20 protein-coding genes and 4 tRNA genes are annotated in these 26,575 nt (G+C 39.0%); 18 read left to right on the top strand and 6 right to left on the bottom strand.

All coding sequences use genetic code 11. The features are described 5' to 3' along the window. The first annotated feature begins 38 nt into the window (after window positions 1–38). Window positions 39–275, top strand: a complete 237-nt coding sequence (locus tag AACT23_RS01050; RefSeq protein WP_047688867.1) for a hypothetical protein — start codon at window positions 39–41, stop codon at window positions 273–275. A gap of 22 nt (window positions 276–297) precedes the next feature. Further along, complete coding sequence (locus tag AACT23_RS01045; protein WP_094127338.1) at window positions 298–1,065, top strand: PKD domain-containing protein; 768 nt, start codon at window positions 298–300, stop codon at window positions 1,063–1,065. A gap of 99 nt (window positions 1,066–1,164) precedes the next feature. Here the strand turns inward: AACT23_RS01045 and AACT23_RS01040 are convergent. The 4 genes from AACT23_RS01040 to AACT23_RS01025 all read right to left on the bottom strand — a co-directional run bounded on the left by AACT23_RS01040 (window position 1,165) and on the right by AACT23_RS01025 (window position 1,741). Further along, window positions 1,165–1,249: transfer RNA gene (locus AACT23_RS01040), tRNA-Tyr, on the bottom strand. 79 nt (window positions 1,250–1,328) lie between these two features. Next, a tRNA-Tyr gene (locus AACT23_RS01035) sits at window positions 1,329–1,413 on the bottom strand. Window positions 1,414–1,492: 79 nt separating this feature from the next. Further along, a tRNA-Tyr gene (locus tag AACT23_RS01030) sits at window positions 1,493–1,577 on the bottom strand. Between the two features lie 79 nt (window positions 1,578–1,656). Then, window positions 1,657–1,741 (bottom strand) — tRNA-Tyr (locus AACT23_RS01025). 482 nt (window positions 1,742–2,223) lie between these two features. Between AACT23_RS01025 and AACT23_RS01020 the strand changes: the two genes are divergently transcribed. From AACT23_RS01020 to AACT23_RS00945, 16 genes are all read left to right on the top strand, one after another. Further along, entirely contained in the window at window positions 2,224–3,276 is a 1,053-nt protein-coding gene (locus AACT23_RS01020; RefSeq protein ID WP_094127336.1) for an efflux RND transporter periplasmic adaptor subunit, read from the top strand. Next, a complete protein-coding gene (gene vexH, locus AACT23_RS01015; RefSeq protein WP_094127334.1) occupies window positions 3,276–6,386 on the top strand; it encodes a vibriobactin export RND transporter permease subunit VexH in 3,111 nt (1,036 codons plus the stop codon). The genes AACT23_RS01020 and vexH overlap by 1 nt, the downstream gene beginning before the upstream one ends. Before the next feature lie 305 nt (window positions 6,387–6,691). After that, window positions 6,692–7,219: a low molecular weight protein-tyrosine-phosphatase gene (locus AACT23_RS01010; protein WP_013857370.1), complete on the top strand. Its 528-nt coding sequence runs from the start codon at window positions 6,692–6,694 to the stop codon at window positions 7,217–7,219. A 299-nt stretch (window positions 7,220–7,518) separates the two neighbouring features. Continuing rightward, window positions 7,519–8,637, top strand: a complete 1,119-nt coding sequence (gene wecB, locus AACT23_RS01005) for a non-hydrolyzing UDP-N-acetylglucosamine 2-epimerase (protein ID WP_094127332.1) — start codon at window positions 7,519–7,521, stop codon at window positions 8,635–8,637. Window positions 8,638–8,654: 17 nt separating this feature from the next. After that, window positions 8,655–9,893, top strand: a complete 1,239-nt coding sequence (gene vpsB, locus AACT23_RS01000; protein WP_064624711.1) for a UDP-N-acetyl-D-mannosamine dehydrogenase VpsB — start codon at window positions 8,655–8,657, stop codon at window positions 9,891–9,893. Between the two features lie 11 nt (window positions 9,894–9,904). Beyond that, on the top strand, window positions 9,905–11,236 hold the full coding sequence (locus tag AACT23_RS00995) for a UDP-glucose dehydrogenase family protein (protein WP_013857366.1): 1,332 nt from the start codon (window positions 9,905–9,907) through the stop codon (window positions 11,234–11,236). A gap of 45 nt (window positions 11,237–11,281) precedes the next feature. Continuing rightward, on the top strand, window positions 11,282–12,202 hold the full coding sequence (locus tag AACT23_RS00990; protein ID WP_013857365.1) for a glycosyltransferase family 2 protein: 921 nt from the start codon (window positions 11,282–11,284) through the stop codon (window positions 12,200–12,202). Next, complete coding sequence (locus AACT23_RS00985; protein ID WP_094127330.1) at window positions 12,192–13,421, top strand: lipopolysaccharide biosynthesis protein; 1,230 nt, start codon at window positions 12,192–12,194, stop codon at window positions 13,419–13,421. Before AACT23_RS00990 ends, AACT23_RS00985 begins: the two co-directional genes overlap by 11 nt. Further along, a complete protein-coding gene (locus tag AACT23_RS00980) occupies window positions 13,411–14,610 on the top strand; it encodes an O-antigen ligase family protein (protein WP_019280860.1) in 1,200 nt (399 codons plus the stop codon). The genes AACT23_RS00985 and AACT23_RS00980 overlap by 11 nt, the downstream gene beginning before the upstream one ends. After that, window positions 14,603–15,754 (top strand): glycosyltransferase family 4 protein, encoded by a 1,152-nt coding sequence (locus AACT23_RS00975; RefSeq protein WP_088728707.1) that lies wholly within the window; start codon window positions 14,603–14,605, stop codon window positions 15,752–15,754. Before AACT23_RS00980 ends, AACT23_RS00975 begins: the two co-directional genes overlap by 8 nt. Further along, window positions 15,747–17,069, top strand: coding sequence for a phenylacetate--CoA ligase family protein (locus AACT23_RS00970; RefSeq protein ID WP_094127328.1), 1,323 nt, complete (start codon window positions 15,747–15,749; stop codon window positions 17,067–17,069). Before AACT23_RS00975 ends, AACT23_RS00970 begins: the two co-directional genes overlap by 8 nt. 1 nt (window position 17,070) lies before the next feature. Then, window positions 17,071–18,564, top strand: a complete 1,494-nt coding sequence (locus tag AACT23_RS00965) for a hypothetical protein (RefSeq protein WP_019280861.1) — start codon at window positions 17,071–17,073, stop codon at window positions 18,562–18,564. Further along, the gene (locus AACT23_RS00960; RefSeq protein ID WP_094127326.1) at window positions 18,564–19,016 is read left to right on the top strand and encodes a serine O-acetyltransferase; all 453 of its coding nucleotides are present in this window, start codon (window positions 18,564–18,566) and stop codon (window positions 19,014–19,016) included. Before AACT23_RS00965 ends, AACT23_RS00960 begins: the two co-directional genes overlap by 1 nt. Continuing rightward, a complete protein-coding gene (locus AACT23_RS00955) occupies window positions 19,013–20,185 on the top strand; it encodes a hypothetical protein (RefSeq protein WP_064624729.1) in 1,173 nt (390 codons plus the stop codon). Before AACT23_RS00960 ends, AACT23_RS00955 begins: the two co-directional genes overlap by 4 nt. Before the next feature lie 37 nt (window positions 20,186–20,222). Then, window positions 20,223–20,951, top strand: a complete 729-nt coding sequence (locus AACT23_RS00950; protein WP_013857356.1) for a WecB/TagA/CpsF family glycosyltransferase — start codon at window positions 20,223–20,225, stop codon at window positions 20,949–20,951. 336 nt (window positions 20,952–21,287) lie between these two features. Beyond that, a complete protein-coding gene (locus AACT23_RS00945) occupies window positions 21,288–24,158 on the top strand; it encodes a beta-prism lectin domain-containing protein (RefSeq protein ID WP_094127324.1) in 2,871 nt (956 codons plus the stop codon). 151 nt (window positions 24,159–24,309) lie between these two features. Here AACT23_RS00945 and AACT23_RS00940 read toward each other — a convergent pair whose 3' ends face one another. Together AACT23_RS00940 and AACT23_RS00935 are read right to left on the bottom strand one after the other, a co-directional pair. Beyond that, the gene (locus AACT23_RS00940; RefSeq protein ID WP_094127322.1) at window positions 24,310–25,626 is read right to left on the bottom strand and encodes an O-antigen ligase family protein; all 1,317 of its coding nucleotides are present in this window, start codon (window positions 25,624–25,626) and stop codon (window positions 24,310–24,312) included. A 71-nt stretch (window positions 25,627–25,697) separates the two neighbouring features. Continuing rightward, window positions 25,698–26,312 (bottom strand): hypothetical protein, encoded by a 615-nt coding sequence (locus AACT23_RS00935; protein ID WP_013857353.1) that lies wholly within the window; start codon window positions 26,310–26,312, stop codon window positions 25,698–25,700. Window positions 26,313–26,575: the final 263 nt, after the last annotated feature.

Raw genomic sequence — 26,575 nt, 5'->3', positions numbered from 1 at the left:
AATGGGTCGGTGAATCAGACCGCTCACAAGGAGTAAGCATGAATACCAAACTATTAGCGCTGTTTTTAAGCGGCGTATTTTTCTCATCCACCAGTGCCACTAAACCGATGGAATGGATCTCAGCCTTCAGCGATGGGGTCCGCTTAAATGACCAGCTCAGCCAAACCAATACGCAATCGAATGTGATGATGGATTACGCGCAACAAGATGCTGCAATGTATTTGGACGGTAGTGAAGTCGCCTTTCTTTCCACCAGTACCAGTTACCTCTTCTAATGCTTAATCACAGGAAAATATTATGTTTAAGTTAAACCAGTTGTTCGTGATCCTGAGTGTGCTCGCACTTATCGTGGGATGTAAAGCCGATGATTTGAAAGATGCGGATAAGCTGACTAAGCCTACGGTTAATGCTGGTGCTGATCAGATGTTAATACTGCCAGTAAATAGTATTACGTTGAGCGGAACGGCGAAATCTGAGTTATCAATATATGAAATTAAAACGAAGTCTTGGCGTCAAGTTTCTGGGCCTCAATCGCTTACCTTGATCAATGCAGATTCTCTGAAAGCAACGGCGTTTTATCCTACGATTGCTGGCACGTATGTTTTTGAATTATCAGTTAAAGACAGTGGTGGAAGAAGCAACAGTGACCAAATGCAGGTGATCATTCAGGCGGCCGCGCAAAGCATGCAGCGAGCCTATATGCAGCAGGTTGATATCGTTGCTTGGCAGTATGCTGATAGGAACCAAGGCATGCTGATCTTTAGTGATTTAGATTCGGTTTCTTTAACCGAATTGGACACTCAATTAGAGCATGCGCTGACCTCACTCAATAGCGCTGCTGAGTTTGAGCTACATTTTGCCGCCAATGCTGGGGGAAATATACAAACGGCTTTGTTGTTATTAAATGCCCTTTCTGCTCAAGGAGTTCCGATTTGTTTAAGTGAAAGTTCATCTTGCCACTCTTTGGAACAAGGGTTTTTATTGCAGACTGAACTGCCAGAGAGTATCAATTGCAGTGATGCACAAAGCTGTGTTACCGCTCTACTTCAGTATATTGAGGGTTAACTAGACTACTTAGTGACGTCAGTTTATAGAGCTATGATGTAAAGAAACGAAAAAGCCAGCTCGAAAGCTGGCTTTTTATCGTTCTCAATCGAGAAAATATGGTGGAGGGGGACGGATTCGAACCATCGAAGGCGGAGCCGGCAGATTTACAGTCTGCTCCCTTTGGCCACTCGGGAACCCCTCCGGGTGTTTTCCTATTCTAAAAATAGGCTTGAATGATGTTTTCCCAACGTATCAATCAAGGTTTCTCTTACGAGAGAATATGGTGGAGGGGGACGGATTCGAACCATCGAAGGCGGAGCCGGCAGATTTACAGTCTGCTCCCTTTGGCCACTCGGGAACCCCTCCGGGTATTTTCCTATTCTAAAAATAGGCTTGAATGATGTTTTCCCAACATATCAGTCAAGGTTTCTCTTACGAGAGAATATGGTGGAGGGGGACGGATTCGAACCATCGAAGGCGGAGCCGGCAGATTTACAGTCTGCTCCCTTTGGCCACTCGGGAACCCCTCCGGGTGTTTTCCTATTCTAAAAATAGGCTTGAATGATGTTTTCCCAACGTATCAATCAAGGTTTCTCTTGCGAGAGAATATGGTGGAGGGGGACGGATTCGAACCATCGAAGGCGGAGCCGGCAGATTTACAGTCTGCTCCCTTTGGCCACTCGGGAACCCCTCCAGAGGGTTTTCATACAATGTGATTTATAGTGTTTATAACGACACTATTGGCTCACAGTATGCTTAAACAACGTTTTCCCAACGCATTGCTCAAGTGCGGAGCGCATGATAGCAAACTCGCTCTCTCTGTAAAGCCTTTTTCTTATGATTTTGAATTGAATGCTGCCTTTTTGGGCAAAGGGGGGAGGAATGGATAGTTTTGCTCTATTTATACCCTTCCCAGTTGAAGCTCCAGCGGTGTTGGCTACGTTCGCTCACCCCAATCACATAGTTTATCTATGCTCATGGGGATGAATTTACTTGCCGCCTACCTGCAACTTCAGGTTGTTTGGGTATAGCCTGTGTGTGACGCCTAAAAAGCTGCCGGAGGAGGCTAAGTTATGACGCACGTACAGATATTTAATAAGATTTACACTCCTTGACGTTCGAGCGTCGTATAAGCAGTTACAATTCAATCAGTCTATTTATTGTTGAATAAAAACTATGAAAAACACGTCTATTCTTTCGTTAATGATGGTTACTTTGCTTACCACACCGTTAAGTGCGTTCGCTGCGCAAGCACCACAAGCCGTTGCGGTGGTCGCAGAGCGTGTGGCAACTCATCAAGTGTCTCAGTCTCTTTCACTGATTGGTAAATTAGAAGCTGAACGAGCAGTGGAGATCTCATCTGAAGTTTCGGGAAAGGTCAGCCATATTGCGATTAAAGCCAATCAAGAGGTCAAGAAAGGTCAGCTCTTAATTCAGCTTAATGATGATAAAGCCAAAGCCGCACTTTCAGAGGCTCAAGCCTATTTGAACGATGAACAGCGTAAGTTGAAAGAGTTTGAACGTTTGGTCAAACGGAACGCCATTACCCAAACGGAAATCGATGCGCAAAAAGCGAGTGTTGATATTGCTCAAGCACGTTTAGATGCAGCAAACGCAAATTTAAACGATCTGCGCATTAGCGCGCCATTTAATGGCACCGTTGGTTTTATTGATTTTAGTTTGGGCAAAATGGTCAGTGCAGGGACGGAATTGCTGACTTTAGATGACCTATCGGTGATGCAACTCGATATCCAAGTGCCAGAGCGTTACCTTTCGTTAATCAGTAAAGGTATGACGGTGACGGCGAAGAGTAATGCTTGGGCAAAAAACGAGTTTACCGGCAAAGTTGTGGGTATTGATTCACGCATTAACCGTGAAACCTTGAATTTGCGTGTCCGTATTCATTTCGATAACCAAGATGGCAAGCTAAAACCCGGGATGTTGCTTTCTACTAAGTTGAATTTCCCAGCGATTGAAGCGCCCATTATCCCCGTTCAAGCACTCGAATATTCAGGCACTAAACGCTATGTCTATGTGATTGATAGCAATAATAAAGTAATACGCACGGAAGTTTGGCTTGGCGCGCGGATCGACAATCAAGTGGTGATTGATAAAGGTTTAGCCATTGGCGATAAGATTGTGGTGCAAGGCATCGTGAATATGAGAAACGGCATTGTCGTTACTGAAGTCAATGTGGATGGTTCACCGATACAAAAGGATGACAAATAATGTGGTTATCCGATGTTTCAGTGAAGCGCCCTGTGGCGGCGGTGGTATTAAGCTTACTGTTGTGCGTTTTTGGTCTAGTGTCATTTTCTAAGCTTTCGGTCCGGGAAATGCCCGATATTGAAAGCCCGGTGGTTTCAATCAGTACTCGCTATGCAGGGGCTTCAGCTACCATCATTGAAAGCCAAATCACTTCTGTATTGGAAGATCAACTGGCGGGCATTAGCGGGATTGATGAAATTGAATCCACCACGCGCAATGGCATGTCACGGATTACCGTTACATTTGAACTGGGTTACGATCTCAATACTGGTGTGAGCGATATCCGCGACGCCGTTGCGAGAGCGCAGCGCTCATTACCGGATGAAGCAGATGATCCAACCGTATTCAAAAATAATGGCTCTGGTGAAGCTTCTTTGTACATTAATCTCAGTTCTTCAGAGATGGATCGAACCCAACTGACCGATTATATCGAACGAGCTTTGATTGACCGTTTTAGTTTAATCTCTGGCGTCAGTTCTGTGGATGTGTCTGGTGGTCTTTATAAGGTGATGTATGTCAAGCTCAAGCCGAATCTGATGGCTGGGCGTGGTGTCACGACTTCTGATATATCAAGTGCATTGCGCAGTGAAAATATTGAAAGCCCGGGCGGGGAAGTGCGTAACGATTCGACAGTAATGTCGGTGCGTACCGACCGAGCGTACAAAACGGCTCAAGATTTTGACTATTTGGTGGTTAAGCGCGCAAGTGACAATTCGCCGATTTACTTAAAAGATGTCGCGGATGTCTTCATCGGCGCTGAGAACGAAAACTCAACCTTCAAAAGCGACGGTGTGGTTAATGTGAGCATGGGCATTGTGCCACAGTCAGATGCTAACCCCTTGGATGTGGCGCAGCGTGTCCATCAAGAAGTCGATAATATTCAGCAGTTTCTACCCAAAGGAACGCGCTTGGCCATTGACTACGACTCGACCGTTTTTATTGATCGCTCAATTTCGGAAGTGTATAGCACACTGTTTATCACGGGTGGTTTAGTGATTTTGGTACTGTACATTTTTATCGGCCAAGTTCGGGCAACGCTAATCCCAGCCGTTACTGTGCCAGTATCATTGATCTCTTCTTTTATTGCCGCTTACTATTTCGGATTCTCCATTAACCTTATCACCTTGATGGCGCTGATTCTTTCCATCGGTTTGGTTGTTGATGACGCGATTGTGGTGGTGGAAAATATATTTCATCACATAGAACAGGGAGAGAAGCCACTGCTGGCGGCTTATAAAGGGACGCGCGAAGTCGGCTTTGCCGTGATTGCCACCACATTGGTATTAGTGATGGTCTTTTTACCGATCTCTTTTATGGACGGCATGGTCGGCCTGTTGTTCACCGAGTTCTCTGTACTTTTGGCCATGTCGGTTCTCTTTTCATCGCTAATAGCGTTAACTTTAACACCCGTTCTCGGTAGTAAGATTTTAAAGGTCAATGTCAAACCAAACCGTTTTAATCGTTTTGTTGATCGTGTTTTTGGCCGTTTAGAAGCGGGTTACAAATCCTCTTTACGTTTTGCTATCAGTTGGAAATGGGCTGCACCGCTCGTCATCCTTGCATGCGTTGGTGGCAGTTATTTTCTGATGCAGAAAGTGCCTTCTCAGCTTACGCCTTCAGAAGATCGCGGCGTTATTTTTGCCTTTGTGCGCGGAGCGGATGCGACCAGTTATAACCGGATGTCGGCCAATATGGATCTTGTTGAGCAGCGGTTAATGCCCTTGGTTGGCAAAGGTTTTCTCAAGTCGTTTAGTATTCAATCGCCTGCGTTCGGTGGGCAAGCGGGTGATCAGACGGGTTTTGTTATCATGATTTTGGATGACTGGAACGAACGAAGCATCACCGCTCAACAAGCATTAGGGCAGGTAAAAAAAGCGCTAACGGGAATTCCCGATGTACGAGTTATGCCCTTTATGCCCGGCTTTCGTGGTGGCTCTAACGAGCCTGTTCAGTTTGTGTTAGGTGGGTCAGACTATCCTGAACTCAAAAAATGGGCTGAATTGTTAAAAACGGAAGCTGAAAATTCCCCCTTTATGGAAGGTGCTGACACCAATTATTCCGAAAAGACACCTGAACTGGTGGTGACGATTGATAGGCAGCGTGCCGCGGAATTGGGGATCAGTGTCGCGGATATTTCAGATACGTTAGAAGTGATGCTCGGCGGGAAGAGTGAAACCAGCTTTGTTGAGCGTGGCGAAGAGTATGATGTTTATCTCCGTGGGGACGAAAATAGCTTCAATAACGCCTCCGATTTAAGCCAGATCTACATGAGAACCGCATCCGGTGAGCTTGTTACACTGGATGCACTTGCGAAAGTGGAAGAAGTGGCATCATCAATCCGCTTGTCTCATTACAATAAGCAAAAGGCGATCACGGTTACTGCAAATTTATCGGCTGGTTACACGTTGGGCGAAGCGCTTGATTTTCTAGATCAAAAAGCCATTGAAACGCTACCTAGTGATATTTCCATTAGTTACTCAGGTGAGTCAAAAGATTTTAAAGAAAACCAATCGAGCGTAGCCATTGTATTTGCGTTAGCGCTGCTTGTCGCTTATTTGGTACTAGCCGCCCAATTTGAAAGTTTTATCAACCCGTTAGTAGTGATGTTGACGGTGCCGATGGGTGTGTTTGGCGGCTTTCTTGGTCTATCAATTATGGGACAAGGTATCAACATCTATAGCCAAATTGGGATGATTATGCTGATCGGTATGGTGACCAAAAATGGCATTTTGATCGTTGAATTTGCCAACCAGCTGCGTGACCGGGGGGTTAAGTTTGAAAAAGCAATTATTGATGCTTCAGCAAGGCGCTTACGGCCAATCATGATGACCGCCTTTACTACTTTAGCTGGTTCCATCCCATTAATTATCTCGACAGGAGCAGGCTATGAAAGCCGAGTTGCGGTGGGTACGGTGATTTTCTTCGGTATGGGTTTTGCCACTTTAGTCACTCTGTTTGTTATCCCTGCTATGTATCGTTTGGTCTCGGCATCAACACGCTCTCCAGGTCATGTTGAAGCTGAACTTAATCAAGAACTGCTGCATGATGTTAAAACCAGAAGTGTTCACTGATTAACGTATCAAGAGCCTGCGCCCTGCAGGCTCTTCTTTGTTCACCGTTCACACCTATTCCATTCACCGTTATCTATGCCCATTAGATGAAATCACATGCGGCCGGCTTATCACATCAAGTTATTTGAACATACAAGCGAGATATCAAATGGTTAATGCCATTTTCGATAATCCATCAAAATAGCCAGTTCATTTTTCCTATTTAAATCTTAGGTATTAATTATAGATAGACTCAATTTTGAGACACCCATTGCAATGCGCCTTGCGATACTCTATCCACCTCTTTAATACAGAGACAAAATGAAGTGAATGCATCAGTAATGGCCATGGAAAATAAAAAACTCTCTATCCTCATCGTATGCATGGGAAATATATGCCGTTCACCGCTTTCTGAAGCTGTTTTGAGCCAAAAAGCGCAACAACATGGAATTAATTTATTTGTTGAAAGCGCTGGTACTGTGAATTATCAAGTGGGCCGAAAACCAGATCCCAAAGCAATATCTGTCGCTGAGCAGCGTGGCTATTCAATGTCAAATTTAAGAGCAAGGCAGGTTTGTTCTGAGGATTTCGAAAAATTTGATCTTATTTTTGCCTTAGATAAAGCCAACTTAGCGGATCTGATTGACATTTGTCCTGCTAAACATAAAGAGAAACTTTCACTGTTTCTATCGCATAGTCACATCGGTGTCACGGAAGTCCCTGATCCTTACAAAGGAAATATTCATATGTTTGAACGGGTTTTGGAACTGATAGAGAGCGGGGCCCAAGGGATCATCGAACATATATCTAAACAATATCAATTAAAGGAAAGTGCAATGAAACTTTGTGTGTAACACATAGAAAGTTTTATATGACTTTTTGATTACCCACCCCAAAAAACAAAGCAACAGTTTGGCAATTAATTTCTACTCATAGTTTGTAGGTAGGTGATTAAATGTGGGTGGTTAATAAGTTTTCTCTTATATACATAAAGCAAAAAAATGTGAAGAAAATGCGCATTCTAGAGGCGACATCTAGTGGCGGTAGCGTATTTAACCGTTGCTATTCACCATTTTTATCTACTTTTTGAAGAAATAGCGTTGAACAGTTTGTTCTTAACAGTCGTTTAGTTTAGCCCAAGGAAATAAATAAAGTGAAAAAAATACTCATTGCGTTTGGTACACGACCTGAAGCAATTAAAATGGCGCCTCTAGTTCATCAGCTTAAACAAGATAACCGCTTCGACACAAAAGTATGCGTCACTGGCCAGCACAGGGAAATGCTTGACCAGGTTTTAGAGTTGTTTGAAGTGGTGCCTGATTTTGATCTTAATATCATGGAACCAGGGCAAACACTGACGACAGTAACGACTAAAATCTTGAACGGTATGGAAACGGTTCTAAAAGACTTTCAACCAAACATTGTCTTAGTTCATGGCGATACCGCTACAACGTTTGCGACTTCACTTGCTTGTTATTATCAGCAAATTGCAGTCGGCCACGTTGAGGCTGGATTACGCACCGGCAATATTTATTCCCCTTGGCCTGAAGAAGCGAACCGCAAGCTTACGGGTGCATTGACTCACTATCATTTCGCACCAACGGCAACATCTCAACAAAATTTATTGGATGAAAATTATTGCCTCGAGAACATCCATATTACTGGGAATACCGTCATTGACGCCTTGTTTATGATCCGTAACAAGATTCACAACGAGCAAGATCTCAATGCTGCGCTGGCACACCAGTTTCCGATGCTTGATAATAATAAAAAACTCATTCTTGTTACAGGCCACCGTCGTGAAAGTTTTGGTGATGGATTTGAGCGTATTTGTGAAGCCTTATCCATCACAGCAAAGCGTCACCCTGACTGTCAAATTCTTTATCCGGTACATCTTAATCCGAATGTTCAAGAGCCCGTCAATCGTCTTTTAAAAGGCATTGAAAACATTTTCTTAGTGGATCCACAACAGTATTTGCCCTTTGTCTATTTGATGGACAGAGCACACATCATTTTAACCGATTCCGGTGGTATTCAAGAAGAGGCACCGTCGCTAGGGAAGCCTGTATTAGTGATGAGAGACACCACCGAACGACCTGAAGCGGTAAGCGCGGGTACGGTCAAACTAGTTGGGACTAACACACAACTGATTTGTGAAGAGTTAGACCGGTTGCTTAGTGATGAGCGCGCTTACCAACTCATGAGTCAAGCACACAATCCATACGGTGATGGCAAAGCCTGTCAACGTATCGCCGACATTCTAGCAAGATAAGATTTAAGGAAAATAAGATGTTTAATAAAGTTTCTGTGATTGGTTTAGGGTATATCGGCCTGCCAACGGCTGCCGTTATTGCTTCGCGTGGTATTGAAGTGATTGGCGTAGATGTCAATCAACACGCTGTCGATACAATCAACAAAGGTGAAATTCACATTGTCGAACCGGATTTAGATATCGTAGTTCGAAGTGCAGTGATGACTGGCAAACTAAAAGCAACTGTGACAGCTGAACCAGCTGATGCTTTCTTAGTGGCGGTACCCACACCATTTAAAGGTGATAATCACGAGCCTGATCTTAGCTATATAGAAGCCGCAGCCAAAGCGATTGCGCCAGTTCTGGAAAAAGGCAACTTGGTAGTGTTGGAAAGTACTTCCCCAGTCGGTGCGACAGAAAAGCTTTCCGCATGGCTAGCAGAGGCTCGTCCTGATTTAACTTTCCCACAGCATAAAGGTGACACGGCTGACATTAAGGTAGCGCATTGCCCAGAGCGAGTTTTACCGGGTTATGTACTACAAGAATTGGTCAGCAATGACCGAGTGATTGGTGGCATGAGTAAATCGTGTAGCGAGAAAGCGATGGCTCTGTATAAAACCTTTGTTAAAGGCGAATGCATCATCAGCAACTCTCGTACGGCGGAGATGGCGAAATTAACAGAAAACTCCTTTCGCGACGTCAATATTGCATTCGCGAACGAACTTTCCCTTATTTGTGAGAAATTAAAAATCAATGTTTGGGAATTAATTAAATTGGCCAACCGCCACCCTCGGGTCAACATATTAAATCCAGGACCAGGTGTTGGCGGGCACTGTATTGCAGTTGATCCTTGGTTTATTGTTAACAGCTGCCCAGAAGAAGCAAAACTGATTGCTGCTGCTCGTCATGTTAATGATGGTAAACCACACTGGGTCGTTGATCAGGTAAAACAAGCCGCAGATCAGTTCAAAAAGCCTGTTATTGCCTGCTTAGGTTTGGCCTTTAAAGCCGATATTGATGATTTACGTGAAAGCCCAGCTTTAGACATCACTTTGCATTTAGCACAAGACAATATTGGACAAATTCTAGCGGTAGAGCCAAATATCCACCAATTACCGGGTAAGTTAACAGAACATGATGTTGAGCTAGTCTCGCTAGAGCGTGCTTTAGAGTTAGCCAATATCGTTGTGGTGCTGGTTGATCACCGAGATTTTAAAGAAGCAGATAAAACGGCGTTTGCCAAGAAAGTAGTGATTGATACTCGTGGTGTTGTATAAAAGGAATTAAGATGAAAGTAACATTTTACGGTATTGGATATGTAGGCTTGGTGCAAGCGGCTGTCCTTGCCGATGCTGGCCATGACATTTGCTGCGTTGATATAGACGAAAGCCGCGTTGAAAATCTTAAAAAGGGCATTATTCCTATTTACGAGCCAGGTTTAACCGCATTGGTTGAGAAAAACTACCAAGAGGGACGCCTTAGCTTTACGACCGATCCCAAAGTTGGCGTGGATTTTGGCGATTTGCAGTTTATTGCGGTTGGCACTCCTCCAGATGAAGATGGCTCTGCGGATTTAAAGTATGTCCTTAAAGTCGCTGAAACGATTGCGACATATATGCAATCACCAAAAATTATTATTGATAAGTCAACCGTGCCAGTAGGCACTGCAGATAAAGTTAGGAATACTATCCAAGCTATACTGGATAATAAAGGGTCTAAATTAACGTTCTCCGTCGTCTCTAATCCAGAGTTTTTAAAAGAAGGTGCTGCGGTTGATGATTGTAAGCGTCCTGACCGAATAGTGATTGGTACAGACTCAAGAGAAGCCGAAGAGTTAATGCGAGAGCTTTATGCTCCTTTTAATAGAAATCATGAAAAAGTTATTGTGATGGATATTAAAAGTGCTGAACTTACTAAATATGCTGCGAATTGTATGCTTGCCACAAAAATTAGTTTCATGAATGAAATGGCAAATATTGCTGAGCGGGTGGGTGCAAACATAGAGCAAGTTCGTCAAGGGATCGGTTCTGATTCCAGAATTGGTTTTCAATTTATTTATCCTGGCTGTGGCTATGGCGGATCGTGTTTTCCTAAAGATGTACAAGCGCTAGTTCGCACTGCCGATGAAATAGGATATGAGTCTCAAATTCTCAAAGCCGTAGAAGCGGTGAATTATGCGCAGAAACATAAACTATTTGAATATATTACAAAAGAGTTTGGCCCTGATCTGTCGGGAAAAACATTCGCCATTTGGGGATTAAGTTTTAAACCAAATACGGATGATATGCGTGAAGCACCGAGTCGAGTATTGATGCAGCAGTTATGGGAGGCAGGAGCAAGAGTACAAGCCTATGACCCAAAATCGATGGAGGAAACTCAGCGCATTTATGGGAGCCGAGAGGATTTAATGCTTATGGGCACAAAAGAAGCTGCACTAACAAACGCCGATGCATTGATTATTTGTACTGAATGGCAAAGCTTTAAAGCTCCAGATTTTGTCAAAATTAAAGAGCAATTAAAACAAGCCGTATTGTTCGATGGCCGAAATCTATTTGATCCGATACGGATGACCAAAAAAGGTTTTGTTTACTATAGTATCGGTAGGAATAAGTTGTCATAAATACAACTTAAAAACCTTCTCGAACAGAGATTTTAGGTCATAGGAATGACAAATAATAAAAAAAAGGTAACGATAGGGATCTGTACCTATCGTCGCCCTGAACAATTAAAGGAATTATTGGTTTCAATATTTGAAGCAAATGATACCAGTGAATTTATCTTAACTATAGCCATAGTTGATAATGATGAAAACCGAAGTGCAAATGAAGTTGCAAGTCTATTTTATAATGAAAATATAAATGTAATTTATCATTGTGAGTTTTCAAGGAATATATCTGATGTGCGTAATAAATGCATTGGAATCGCAAATGATAATGAATCAGACTACATTCTTTTTTTAGATGATGATGAAACTATCTCACCTAATTACTTCATTAGTTTAGCCAAGATGCTTAATCAGTATGATACAGATGTTGTGATTGGTCCTGTGATAACTTGCTATTATCCACAGACATCTCAATGGGTAATTGTTTCTAAACTCTTTGAAAGAGTTAGAAAAAAAACAGGTACTATACTTTCTACTGGTAATACAGGGAATGCTCTTGTATCTATGGCATTAATAGAAAAAGTCGGACTATTCAATAGAGCATTTGGACAGTCTGGAGGAGAGGATTCTGAGTTTTTCTATCGGTGTAAACAACATGGGGCAAAACTGACTTGGTGCGATGAAACTGAAGTCTTCGAATATTTGTCTCTTGATAGAGCTAATTTACAGTATGCTATAAAAAGAGGCAGGAGGGGAGGGCAAACCTTTTCTAAAATAAGAAAAAATCATTATTCTCTAGATAAAAAAGCAATTATAATTACCACTAGATCAATAGTTGGACTATTTGGGGTGTTAGCTTCACTTCCACTTATTGCTTTCACTGGGAAAAGAAAGGGAACTATTTTATTGGTAAATTCCATTGCTAGGCTCGGTCAAATTGAGGGATTGTTTGGCAGAGAGACTAAAATGTATGGTGAGTAAATTAATAAAATTATTTTATCAATTGTGTGGCGTGATTGATGTAGCAACAATAAGTGCGGCTAATTTTTTAATATCTTTTTTTATTATTAGAGAGTTAGGACCTAAAGACTATGCAGTATACATGAATTTTTTTTCAGGATTAATGCTGATCTCTACGCTTCAAAATGCATTTTTCCATACAACCTTATCCGTAAAATATGCAAAAATCTCTGAATATGAAATAAAAATCAGGAAGAGTAATGCACTGTGTGTATTTGCTAATATTATTCATATGGCTCTTATTGTACCTGCATTCTTTTTGGTCAAATATTTTGAATTTGAAAATTCATTGTTTTTTTTGGTGTACTGCTCTTTTTTTCTATATTTAAGTAGAGATTTGTATCGAGTATATAACTATGTATTCGAGCTTCGTGGCACGATAGTGTTGTCTGCTATTGTTTCACTTTTTACTACTATGTTAGGTTTATTGTATTTGTTCTTTAATGAAAGTGATGTGACTCTTAATTATATATATTTAGTGTCTATAATATCGGGTGTTATATCAATAGTAATTATTACTTATAAACTTAAATTTAGGCTACCAACAATAAGTGAAATGAAAGTATCTTATTATGACTTATGGAGTGTAGGCCGTTGGTCTTCTGTTGGTTCGTTAGCGACTTGGGCACAAAATAATAGTTATACCTATTTAGCTACACTCATTATTGGCGTTGAAGCAACAGCGGTTTTAGCTATAGCTCGATTAATTGTTATGCCAATAAATCTAGTAGCTTCTGGTATCTATATGTCTGAAAAGCCTAGATGGGCTAAATTATATAAAAATGACAAAAATACACTTAAAAATGTCAGTGTAAAGATTATATTATCAATGTTTCTATTTATAACTGTTTATTCGATATTGGTATTAAGTAATTTTAACTATATAGAAATGATATTTGAAACTAAAGTTAGATTTGATCTATTATGCTGTTGGCTTTCTGTCTGCATGGTCCAAGTCTTTAAATTTTCAAACAGTAATATATTAAATGTAGCTGAGGAATTTAAATATTTAGCGGTTATGGGTGTTATTGTTTCTACTTTAGGCGTAGCCGCTTCAACAATATTCGGAACATATTATGGAGCCATTGGAATTATTGTTGGATACTTAATAGGTGAGCTTCTTCATTTCTGTTGTTCACAATATAAAATTATAAGTAAAAGGCTATTCTATGCAAATTAGCTATAAGAATTTCATATCTGGTCTGCTATTCGTATTCTTATTAAATTCTGCAGGAGTGTTTTCTCCATCATTGGCTGTTCGTGACAGTGATTTTGTGTCTGAAATTGAAATATCATCTAATATGGTTAATAGACTTATTATGTTGTCTTCATTCATGATTTCTATTGTTTTTTTGTTTAAAAATAATAAGGATTTTTTTAAAATTATTATTATAAAAGCTTGGCCTCTGTGGATATTGGTTCTGTATTCAATTATATCATGCCTTTGGTCTGAAATACCTTTGACTTCATTTACTAGATTATTACAACAAATATTTTTAATCACATTCATTTTGATGGTGATAAGATATTTAGATTTTAATGATATCTTCAATGTGCTAAAGTTTTTTGCTATCGCTATTGTTATTATTGGAGTGTTAAGTATTCCATTCTCTTTTGCTTGGCAAGATATTGGATTTAGAGCGATACATGGACACAAAAATACTGCAGGGTATATTTATGCTCTATCTTTATTGATAGTTATGTATGATATTTTCATTAATAAAAATAAGAATAAATTAAATTTATATTTGTTATTTACTGTTTTTGTTTTGCTTATAATATCAAAATCCAAGACATCGTTAGCGCTAGTGATATCATCTTCAATCTTCATATATATGCTGATTAATTACCAGTGGTTAAAAGCTAAAAATGTCATTTTATCTATATTTTTTACTTCTGGTTTTGTTTTTTTAGCCCTCCTTTTAGTTGATACGAGTATATTGTCTGATTATGGGCTTGATTTTACTGGTAGAGCTATAATATGGGACTTTGTGATATTCGAGATGAATGATTATAAATGGCTAGGTTTTGGTTATCGTTCTTTTTGGGGAGTTGGTGATGCTGGACTTAGCGTGTTATATGGTGGGGATTTTGATTTCTTTATTACAAAGTTAAATCAATCACATAATACTTACTTAGATATTTGGATAATGTTAGGTTATATTGGTGTGCCAATATTTATTGCATTTGTCATTCATTCCATATTTGAAATAACTCGTTCTAATTATTTATTCATAGCAATATTGTTTTTTTTGATCATTCATTCTTTTATGGAAACAGATTTCTTTAGAAGTAATAATTTATTATGGGTGCTTTATGTTCTTATCTATCTTTCTTCAATATGCCATAGGAAAATAATTAATGAATAGAAATGTTTTGTTTTTATCAAAAGATGCAAGTTGGCAAAGATATAGAAATGAAGTTCTCACTAAATTAACGCTTAACTATTACTGTAAAATTGATGTAATAACTGACGGTGAAATTAAAGATTATATAAAGCCATGTGCAAACTTAAACTATATATGCAGCACAGATATATTAAAATGGTCTAAACGTATTAATCTATTGCCTTATGCTTATAAATATATAATCCAATATAAACCGGATGTGATTCTAGCTCTTCCTAATAGTTCAAACCTAACCGAGCTAAGCTTATCTCTATTTTGTAAAATAACAAAAACAAAGCTTGTTTATTGGACGCATGGATACGACCATTGCCGCAGACCAGATAGTGGATTAAATGGTTTTTTAAATAAGATTAGAGTCTCTGTGATAAATAAATGTTTAAAGCAAGCAAATGCCATTATCGTGTTTTCTGAACCAGGGAAAGAATACCTTGTCGATAAAGGAATTGATAAGGAAAAGATATTTGTTGCTCCAAATACGCTTAATACAGAAAAGTTAATCAATAGCTATCTTCCTATAAAAGAAGAAGACATTAATAAATTCAAATCGGACAATAACATAGAAAATAAAACTGTATATCTTTTTTCAGGTCGTTTTAGATCTGGCAAACGGTTAGAAAACTTTATTAATGCTTTGGGAAAAGCAAAGAATAAAGATTCAGTAGCACTGGTTGTTGTCGGTGATGGAGAGATGAGAGAAAGCTGGCAAGAATTATGTAAATGTTTTGGTATACATGCATTGTTTTTAGGTGAGATTTTTGATGAAGATCGGCTTGCAATAATATTTAAAAGTGCTGATTGGTTTGTAATGCCTGGTTATGTAGGATTAGCCATTGTACATGCATTTAGCGCTGGTTTACCACTACTAAGTGAGGACATTTCGTTCCACAGTCCTGAAATAAATTTTTTGAAGCAAAATGTTAATGGAGTATTATTCAAAGAGAAAGATTTAAGTGCTTGGACTGCGTTTATTGAAGAGAAAGGGAATGATTTTCAGCTTAAAAATAGAATGTCTAAAGAGGCGTTAAATACAGTTCATAATGAAGCTAGTATAAATAATCAGATTCTTGCAATGTCTTTAGCCTTAGGTTTAGATAGAAATGTATAAAAGCTCACTTTATAAAAAGTCACCTATTTTTCTGCAAGAACTGATGATTAACATTAAATCGATTATATTTAAATTATTGAGAGAAAATTGGTTGTTTAAAAAAAGAATAAAAGAATTACATAATAACCAATATATCTCTAGAGAGAAATTGCTTGAGCAACAAAGAAGCCTATTAAAGATAACATTAGATCAGGCTAAGGAACACGTTTCCTTTTATAAAAATGTAAAATCATCTAATATTGATGATTTTCCGCTCATTGGTAAGGAAGATATTCGTATCGCTCCCTGTGCATTTCTAAATGATTCTAAAAAATTTTCTTATACTTTTAAGTCTCAGACTGGAGGTACGACAGGTAAGCCACTAAACCTCTATTCCGGATTATCCGCGATTATAGAAGATCATGCTCAAAGTCATCGACAATTGACATGGGCTGGTTATCTTCCAGGTGATAAGCGAGTCTGGTTACGAGCTGATCTTATTGTTCCTCTAGAGCAAAATACCTCACCTTATTGGCGTCACAACAGGATTGATAAAATGTTAATGATGTCTGTATATCATCTGAGCGAGGAAACAGTTCGACAATATTTAGAGCAATTACATAATTATAAACCAAAAATAATTCAAGCTTATCCATCTGCAATATTTCTGTTTGCTAATTTAATTGAGTCATTAGGGTTAGCAGTAAACCTAAAAATTAAAGGGATTGTCCTTTCATCGGAATCTTGTTCTGATAATCAGAAACTAGTAATCGAACGCGTTTTTAATTGTAAGGTTTTTAGTTGGTATGGATTGAGTGAAAGGGTGGCAACGGCAGGTACGTGTAAATACGGTAAGATGCATTTAATTGAAGACTATGGCTATTATGAGTTTTCTGATGATAAATTAATTGCGACGGGATTCCATAACTCTAAAATGCCATTAATTAGGTATAACACAGAAGACATATTCTCTGGTGTTAGTTCCGAATTCAATCAATGTGAATGTGGTCTTCCATTTTTAACAATTAAAAGTATTCAAGGTAGAGAAGGTGAGTTTCTACTGTCAACTTCAGGGCGTAAGGTGCTTATTTTTAACCATATCCCAAAAAATGTGTGTGGTTTGGTTGAGCTTCAGCTTAAGCAAAAAAGAATAGATGAAATAATAGCTTTAGTTGTTGTTGATCGTCGATATGATCAACAATCAGAAAAAATTCTAGAAAAAAATATTAAAACATATTTTGGAGAAGATATGCGTGTTCTTGTTAAGAAAGTTTCATCCATTCCAAGAACAAAAAATGGAAAATTTAGGCAAGCGATTTTAGAGTTGGAACCTTAAAATGTTTAAAAGACAAATTCTTGTAAGTGACGCATCGAATGTTGAAGTTTCTGTCCCCAGTACATTCAGATGTATTGATTTTACTAAGTATTCAATTTATTTTGATAGTCATAATAAAGTATACCAGTACATAGGTAGATTTTTCTCCCTATTAATTGTAGGTGAGATAGTACATCCACAGTTTGATTCATTTGACTTAAGGATTATTGTTAATGAACTTGACAATTCAGATATAAGTTTTCCAATCATCAATAAATCTCTATCGAGGTGCTGTGGAAGATACTATTTATTTTATAGTGATAGTAAAGTTGATATGTTAAGAGCTGATGCAACATCACTTGCGCAAATTAATTTTTCTAGTAGTTACGGTTTGATAGCGACAGACATTAGTCTCTTGCAATATCAAAGTATTAAGCTTACACATAATGAAGAAGCCTATAAATTTTATAAGGAAGTCTTTCCAAAAAAAGGAAATGGTAATGCTTGGATCGGGCATGAAACTATCTTTAATGAGATAGAAAAAGTACTTCCTAACCATGCTTTAAGTATTAGAGATATGAAAGTTGTTCGTTATTGGCCTCAAGTTGAATTTAAGTACCATGATATTAATCAGGTTGTGACAGAAGTTGCAGAAGAACTTAAAGCCATTTTAAAAGCTTTTTCTGAAGTATCACCATTATCAATCGCTGTTACAGCAGGTAATGATTCTAGGGTGATGGCCGCTGCTACAAAAGAAATTAAACATAGATGCTATTACTTTATTGATAAGTTGAAAAATTTAAATGACGATCATCCGGATATTGTCATCGGTAAGAGGATTTGTGATACACTTGGAGTGAAATATACGATCCATACTGATTTTTTAGATGTGGATAAAATACCTGATTCATTTAAAAATGAATATTCCAATTCTGTTTTTTACGCTACTGAAAAACGGCTCCCAGAAGTCTATAACTATTCTATAATCTTGCCTGAACATATCAACGTTTGCGGCGTCGGGGAATTTGGTCGATCTGTATATGGTACACCTAAAGAAAATATCGAAAGTAATTATTTGTGTTTTAAATATCAGTGTGTAAATTCACGCTTCTCCAATTTTCAGACAAATTTATGGTTAGCTGGTTGTAAAGAACATTTATATGCTAGCTCTTATCCCAAGAACTCATTATATTACATTGAACAAAAACTAGGTAACTGGGGGGCAGTTGGTAATTCTGAGTCAGATATAGCATTTGAGGAAGTCAATCCATTTGCTACACACTACATTATTGAACGTATGATTTGCTTGCCATACAAATATACAAAATACTATAACAATATTTTATTTAAAGAAATCATTCACTATCTAGCACCAGAAATTAGTTGTATACCAATAAATCCTCCTAGAAACTTTAAAGGGAAAATTGTTGATTATATAAAATCAGGATTGTTATTTAATATTATTGAACGATATAGGTATATAACGAAGAATATTATTGGGAATAAGGTGGCGTGATGAATTTGATATGTTTTTATCGTATATCTCACTGGGCATACGTGAATCGAATTCCATTGATCCCAAATGTTATAAAAATTATTTCTTTTTTACTATTTAATTCCGTTGTCCCAGCTTCTGTGAAAATAGGGAAAAATTCCCGTTTTATGTATGGAGGGATAGGATGTGTCATTCATAAAAAATCGATTATTGGTAATAATGTTTGCTTAGGCCAGGGTATTACAATAGGAAGAAAGCTAAAAGAGTCATGTCCAGAGATAGGAAATGATGTATATATTGGTGCTGGCGCAAGGATTTTGGGTGACATAAAAGTTGGAAATAATATAATAATTGGAGCAAACGCTGTTGTTATTAATAGCATTCCAGATAACTCAATAGTTGCGGGTTCTCCGGCTAAGGTTGTGAAGATGATTGAACATTCTATTTGGCAAGAATTAGGTGACCTACTTTGATTAGTGTGGAAGATATCGTCTCTTCTTTATTAAGAGATGCAAAAATTAATGATTATGCTGGAAAGGATCCTTTTGATGGGTTAAATAGTAAATTTTTTTATTTTTTTCCTAGAGCCAAAACGGGCTTACTTGGTTTATTTTGGACTCAACTTCATAAGCGCTCTGCCATTAATTTTAGAACAGTATTCTTTGTTCCTGACAAGCGAAATCCTAAAGGGATTGGGTTATTTATTTTAGGCTTATTAGAAAACTATCAGTCAACAAATGAGCAGAGTTACCTAGATGAAGCGGTAGAGTTGGCTAATTGGTTGTTAACACAGCAGAGTGATAGAACTTTGTGGGGGCACAGCTGCTGGGGTTATCATTTTGATTGGAATGCACGCGCATTCTTTGTGCCAAAAGGTAAACCTAATGTAATCACGACTGTCTATGTTGCACAAGCACTTTGGGCGTTGGGGGAGATTATTAATAGTGATAAATATCGTGAGCCAGCAATTGATTCTGCGAATTTTATAGTTAAACATCTCTACACAGAACTAGATGGTGAATGTTTTTTCTCTTACATCCCAGGAGAGACCGCACTAGTATACAACGCCAGTTTATGGGGTGCCGCTTGGGTCGCAAAAATTGCTAGTATTACAGGTAATAGCCAGTATAAGAAATTGTCCTTAGCTGTTGCAAGACAATCAGTTTTAGCTCAAAGTTATGACGGTTCTTGGGTCTATGGTACAAGACACCACCATCAGTTTATCGACTCTTTCCATACGGGGTACAACTTAGAAGCCCTAACTCTATTGGCTGATTCTTTAAGTACGGATGAGTTTAAATCAAGTATTGAACTTGGCTTTAAATTTTATAAAACCCAATTTTTTGAAGCAGATGGTACTGCTAAGTATTACCATAATAACCGCTATCCTCTTGATATGCATAGCGTATCTCAGGCTGTGCTTACTCTGCTTAAAGTTGGTGGTACGGCTGATGACTTAATTATGGCCGATAGAATAATAAGTAATGCTATTGAAATATTATACTTAAAGAATAAGCGGAGATTTGTTTATCAGAAGAATCAATATTATACAAATAAAATTGATTATATTCGCTGGACAAAAGCATGGGTTTATTATTCGTTCTCATATTATCAACGTTATATTTTTTTGAATAAAAATTGAATTGATAATTTTATTACACATGGCGGTCATTAATTAGATGAAACGTATAGAATTTTTGGGATCTCCTATGGATATTGCTACAATGTCCGAGACAGTATCATTCATTGAGAATAAGATAAGCGAAGGTGTTTTTTTACAACATGTTGTAGTTAATGTGGCTAAGCTAGTAAATATGCAGACCGATCCTACGTTATCTGATTCAGTCAAGGGATGCGACTTAATTAATATTGATGGAATGGGAGTCGTTTTTGGTGCTCGATTTATGGGGCATAATGTTCCTGAGCGAGTAGCTGGTGTTGATCTATTTTACAATTTATTAGAAATGAGTGCTGGACGAGACTTCCCAGTGTTTTTACTTGGAGCAACATCTGACGTGGTCACTCAGACTGCGGATAAGGTTAAAAGACTTTATCCAGAATTGATTATTGCTGGTTACCATGACGGATATTTTTGGGATAATGAAGAGTTTGTTGTAAATAAAGTTAAGGAATCGGGAGCTAAGCTTTTATTCGTAGCAATTACTTCACCAAAAAAGGAAAATTTTATTAATAAATGGAAAGATGAACTAGGTGTTAACTTCGTTATGGGAGTCGGTGGGACATTTGATGTTGTTGCTGGCAAAGTAAATCGAGCCCCAGTTTGGATGCAAAATTCTGGTTTGGAATGGTTATACCGTATCATTCAAGAGCCTAGAAGAATGTGGAAGAGATATCTTGTTACTAATAGCAAATTTTTATTTTTATTATTGAAAGAAAAATTTTTATAGGATGAATTTGTATTTGTTTCTATTTTAACTATGGTTGATTTTTGTAAAGTTTTTTACTAGCGCTTTTCTAGTTGTGACTAATAGAGTGGCTAGAGTGGCATTTCTTAAAATGAAATTTTATAAGAGAAATTTGTCTCATATTTGATTCGTCTCATATTTGAGTCTGTATCTCATCGAAGTGTCGTTGTAATAAGATGCACGTCTACTGATAATTATGTCACCTTATCCATGTTCGCAAGGTATCTGCATTATGCTGGCCTTGCTAACCGTACTTTTAGCCTATCGAACGCAGTTTGGTTGGGAAGGTATGCATATTTAGTAGAGGGAAACTTTTTCATGACAATAAAATATTTGGTTTTCGCTGTAGGAATGATCTCATTGGGTGGCTCAATGGTTCAAGCTGCAGATCAGGAAGGTTGCATTATTAGCCGGAAAACCGGAGATAAGTACTGCCTAAATATAGGGCAGCGTTCAGAATATTCGCTACCATCTTGGATTTATAATCATCAAGTTGATGTTTTAGCACCTAGTGGTGTTTCAGTGATGCTCAGTGACTGGGATAATTTATCTTACAATCGCTTGGCAGTTTTTGACCATTATACTGATAACAGTGAGTTAAAAAATGTTAAAGCATTGAACGGGCAGGCTCTAGATTTTTCTCATCCTCGTTCCATGCGTGTCCTTGCATCGGAACTTTATCCTGAAGCTTGTATCGTGAGCCGTGAAAATGGTGAGCGTTTTTGTCTTAAAGAAGGTGAGCGTTCTGGTTATTCGCTCCCTTCCTATATCTATGGACATGCTGTCGATATAGTCGCTCCAGAAGGTCTTGGAGTGATACTTAGTGATTGGGATAATTTGTCCTATAACCGTTTAGCTGTTTTCGGTGGTAATACATCTAATGCACAACTGAAATCAGTGAAAGCTTACAATGGTGAACTCCTTGATTTTTCACACCCTCGTTCTATGCGAGTTGTGTCATTTGATGTACCTTCTGACACCATTAGCACGCAGTTGAAATGGTCATGGCAAGGCGGTGGCTTTAAGCCATTATCGAATCAAGTGATGGCGACTCCAGTTGTTGCTCAACTGAATGATGATAATGGCGATGGTAATATTGATGAAAAAGACATTGCTGACCTTATCGTTGTGACGTTTGAAGGGAGCAAGTATGTTAACGGAGGCCTAGTTCGAGCTTTAAGCGGTGTTGATGGCTCGGAGTTGTGGTCTTATGAGCAAGGTGAAGCCATTGCTGACGCAAGATATTCACCAGCTGTCGCTGATTTAGATGGTGATGGTGTAGTTGAAATCGTTACAACCAATACATCTAGCCCCTATTTAAATATTTTGGATAACAACGGTCATGTAAAGAAACAGATTCTCAAAGCACAAACTGGAGGCCGTTCAGTTGGCTCTATAACCCTCGCAGATCTTGATGGGGACGGTAGTGTCGAGATTCTATCTTCAGATGGCGTTTATAATTACGAGTCAGGTCTTGTATTTAGTCATCCTTGGGCCCCATCTTCTATTAATGTGGATATCGATGGCGATAATTCGCAAGAGGTCTTTTCTGGTGGTGTAATGTACCAAAACAGTGGTGCCGTCAATTGGCAGTATCTAGCCAATGATATGGTGTGGTTTTCATCGCTCGTTAATTTGGATAACGATGAGCGTCCAGAAATTGTGGCTTCGGTCCCGGCAGCTTTCGCAACAGGCGAAAATGCACGATTTGCTGTTTTAGAACACGACGGTACCGTAAAGTGGGAAGTGAATAACAGTACAAATCCAGGTGGTGGCGTACAAGCTGTTTCTAATTTCTTAGGTAAAGCCAAAGTTATCGAAAACAATGAATGGTCAAAAGTCTATGGATATCGTTCTCATACTAATCCATCGACGATTACTATCACATCGGATGCTAAATTATCAGTACGCTCTGGTTTAGCGATTGATGCTGTGGGGAGCTCAGCTCAATCACTTATTGGTGGCCGTGGTGGTAACCTTAGCCAACCAGTCAATATCAAAGACGTCAAATCTGTTGATGTTACTTGGGGTAAGTATTATTGGGGTGGTTATCATGTCGTTGCGCTCGATTTCAGAATGAGTAATAGCAGTATTATTAGGATGGGGTCGAAAAAGTACGCGTATTCTAAGCAGACCGAGAGTTTTAATGTGCCAGCCGATAGCCAAATTAAGAGTATCAAAGTGTGGACTGAGGGGTGGCTAGTTGATGGTTTGCAATTTGAATTGGCTTCTCGTAGTGGCTCTAATGATATTGATGTGAAAGGCATTGTTTACGCTGGATATACTGCTGTGGATATGTACAACAGTAAAGGTGATCGCGTCTGGTCTGCTGCTAACGATGATACTGGCAGTGGTAAAATTGGTGTTTCTGCTTACGATTTTGATGGCGATGGTATTGATGAAGTTATTGTTCAGGATCATGCCAGAGTGCGAATTCTTGATGGACGAACGGGCCAGGAAAGAGCCTCTTTCGCGCATTCGACCTCAACCTTGTGGGAGTACCCGATTGTTGTTGATCTTGCGGGGGATAACAACGCAGAGCTGATTGTTGTTGCGAATGATTTTGATAAAAACTATGTCGTTAACCATGGTGTGTTTGTTTATGAATCTGCGGACAGTGCAAAACCTTGGAAGAATGCAACTCGCATCTGGAACCAGCATGCTTTCCATCTGACGAATGTTACTCAAGATGGTGTAGTGCCTACAAATGCGACACCAAGTTGGTTGAGCCATAATACATACCGTTCGAGTACATTACGTGCAACGGTGGGTGGTGAGTCTCCAATTTTTGGTTACTCAAATACTCAGCAATCACAACGTGTAGTGACGGCGGATAACCAGATGTATCTGCGTTCTGGTTTTGCGATCGATGCGATCGGCACGACGGCCAATAACTTGGTGGGCGGCCCGGTACAAGGTACTAACGGTGGTGTGCTAAGAGCACCGATTGCTCTTGATCAATTGCAATCCGTGGAAGTTACCTCTGGTCTTTATAACTGGGGTGGTTACCACATAGTGGCGATTAAGTTCACGATGAAGGATGGCTCTAGCGTGTTATTGGGTTCAAGCCACTATGCGAGCAACAAAAAAGTTGAAACGTACACTGTGCCGCAAGGTAAACGCATCAAGCAGATCAATGTTTGGACTGGTGGCTGGTTAGTTGAAGGCTTGCAGTTTGTATTCGATTAATTGATATCGTTTTAATTCAATAATTGAAAATCCCTCGAGACAATCGAGGGATTTTTATTAACCAGATATGGAGTAGGAATTGTTTTGGACGTATACCATTCGCGGTGTTGGATACATTCGTTTACCTGCAACTTAAAGTCGTTTTTATATATCAGGAATATTTTGAACGAGTGACCAGACTCGGCATTGAATTTGACCAGTGTCCCATCAATAAACACAGCAAGAAATAAAGTGTTGTTGCGGGAGCTTGAAGTGGGAAATCAACACTCATGTGTATCAACATACCAATAATAGCCATCATGGATGATAAACCGATCCCTTTCATCAATTTATTTCTGCGGTTTTTAAACGCATAAAATGCGCGTTGGGCGGCGACTAAGATCATTACACCCAATATCGAAACCATGGCAAGGCCTGATTCTAAGGCGAATTGGATGTAGTCATTATGGGCATGATCGTAAAACAGTTTTACTTTTCCTTGATTGTAGGAAGGAAAAGTGGAGTAGAAAGTACCAGCCCCAAAGCCAGTCAGAGGCCTTTCTTGTATTGCAACTAGGGAATATCTGACAACATCATCTCTTGATTCACTTTCCAAGCTAGTTTCAATAAGACGTTGTTTGACTTTCTCCAATCCAAACCATTGGCTCACGATGAACGTATCAATGATGAATAAACTGATTATAAGCACATAAACACTTTTGGGTTTCGGTTTGTAAAACAATAGCAACAGCACACAACCTACGGTTAAGGCGATAAAGAAAGCCATATTTCCCATTCTTGAGCGTGTTAAGACTAATGCAATCACCATGATCACGAGCCCTAAACGTACAAAGGCTTTATCAGACAGCAACACGGCTAAAAACTGTTTAGTGATATTTCTAAATCCGGTTTTGTGTGAGCTATCGAGTTTTGCAATTAATAAGCCAAATCCAATGCAGAGATTCAGCATCAAGAAGTTTGCCAGATGATTATGATAGACAAAGCTTCCGGAGGCTCTATTTCCTAGTGGCAGCTTGAAAATTATCGAATGATCTAGGTTGAGTAGCAAAATCACGCCAGCGTAAAAGCCTTGGCAAATTCCACTGCTAACCATGACTACTGCGAGAAGTTTTAATTTTTTAGGTGTATCGATGAGGACAAGAGCAATAAGACAAAACTGGAAATAGTGGAGCGATTTGATTGCAGAGACAAAGACTAAACTAGGATCCTGAGTTATACCAAGTTGTGGAATACTTTGGATGAATGACCAGCAAGTGATAAGTGCGATGGGAATGATGACTAATTTTCCCCTTATCAGACAGTTTTTCCAATGCTCAAAAGAGTAGTTGAATAAACAGGCAATAAGCAGCAATGCAATCCAGATTTCATTGAATGACCATGCTAATGGGCGATTACTACCTAAAGGTATGGGCAGCCAAAATACAAAAATGAGAAATATTGGGAAAATGGATTTTTCTATTAGACGCATACTATTAATATCAATTAAGAAGGGCAGGAATATACCTGCCCTAAACTGGATGAAAGCATCGAATTAAACGATCAGTTTGGTGAAGCGGTACCACCACCACTGCCATTGCCGGTTCCAAGTGTAGTGGTGTTACCTGGCACCGTTGCGACTGGAGGTAAGCCACCAGGTAAAGCCGATGGAGTACCTGCCGCTGTCGGTTCAGTAATGGTCGCTGGGTCAGCGCCACCGGAGATTGCAGCAACAATCACATCAGTTGAGTCCATTAAATCCATTGCAATAACAGCATCAACGATAGCTTGAGCTGACTCTGGTGATTTAGTGACAGCAAGCTGAATGACTTCAGAACGCATCTCTTGAGGTGCATTTTTAACGAGTATTGCAGTCAAAGCTGCGACTTGGTCACTCGATATATGGTCAAATACCGTATTGAAGATATCGAGTGCTAGTTGTGGGTGTAGAGTAGACGCTAGGTCCGCCATTTCTAGTGCCATGCTTGGGCATAGTTTCATTAAAGCTTGCAGAGAAATAATGGCATCGTCTGCTTGTTCTAGGCTGGCTCTTATTGTGTCTGTGGCCACTTTATGGTTTTTATAAAGTGAACAAGTAATTTCTGTTTCGGCATATAACCTTGAACTAGCCAGCAAAGCTGAAATAGCAATCCAAAATATCCATAGTGATTTTTTCATTGGTAAGTCCTAAAAGCCTACGATTTACTGTTGCGATGATTATAAGTGAAGTAGTACATCCAGTGATATCGTACTTCTGTTAATAAGGGTTCGATTCTCATTCTTAAGGCGTTTTTATGCGCGAGGTTGTCTTAGTTTGGAGCATAAGTTTGAAGATTGAAGTCTGCTAGTAACGTAATAGATTATTGAGGCCATTGTTATACCAAGTAAGCTTGCCCCTAAATCGAGCAAAGAGAATGATCGTGAACGCGATAACATTTGTA

Source organism: Vibrio sp. V09_P4A23P171 (assembly GCF_963875615.1).
Lineage (GTDB): Bacteria > Pseudomonadota > Gammaproteobacteria > Enterobacterales > Vibrionaceae > Vibrio > Vibrio anguillarum.
The sequence above is the reverse complement of the archived record's forward strand: the minus strand, read 5'-3'. Positions and strand labels throughout refer to the sequence as shown.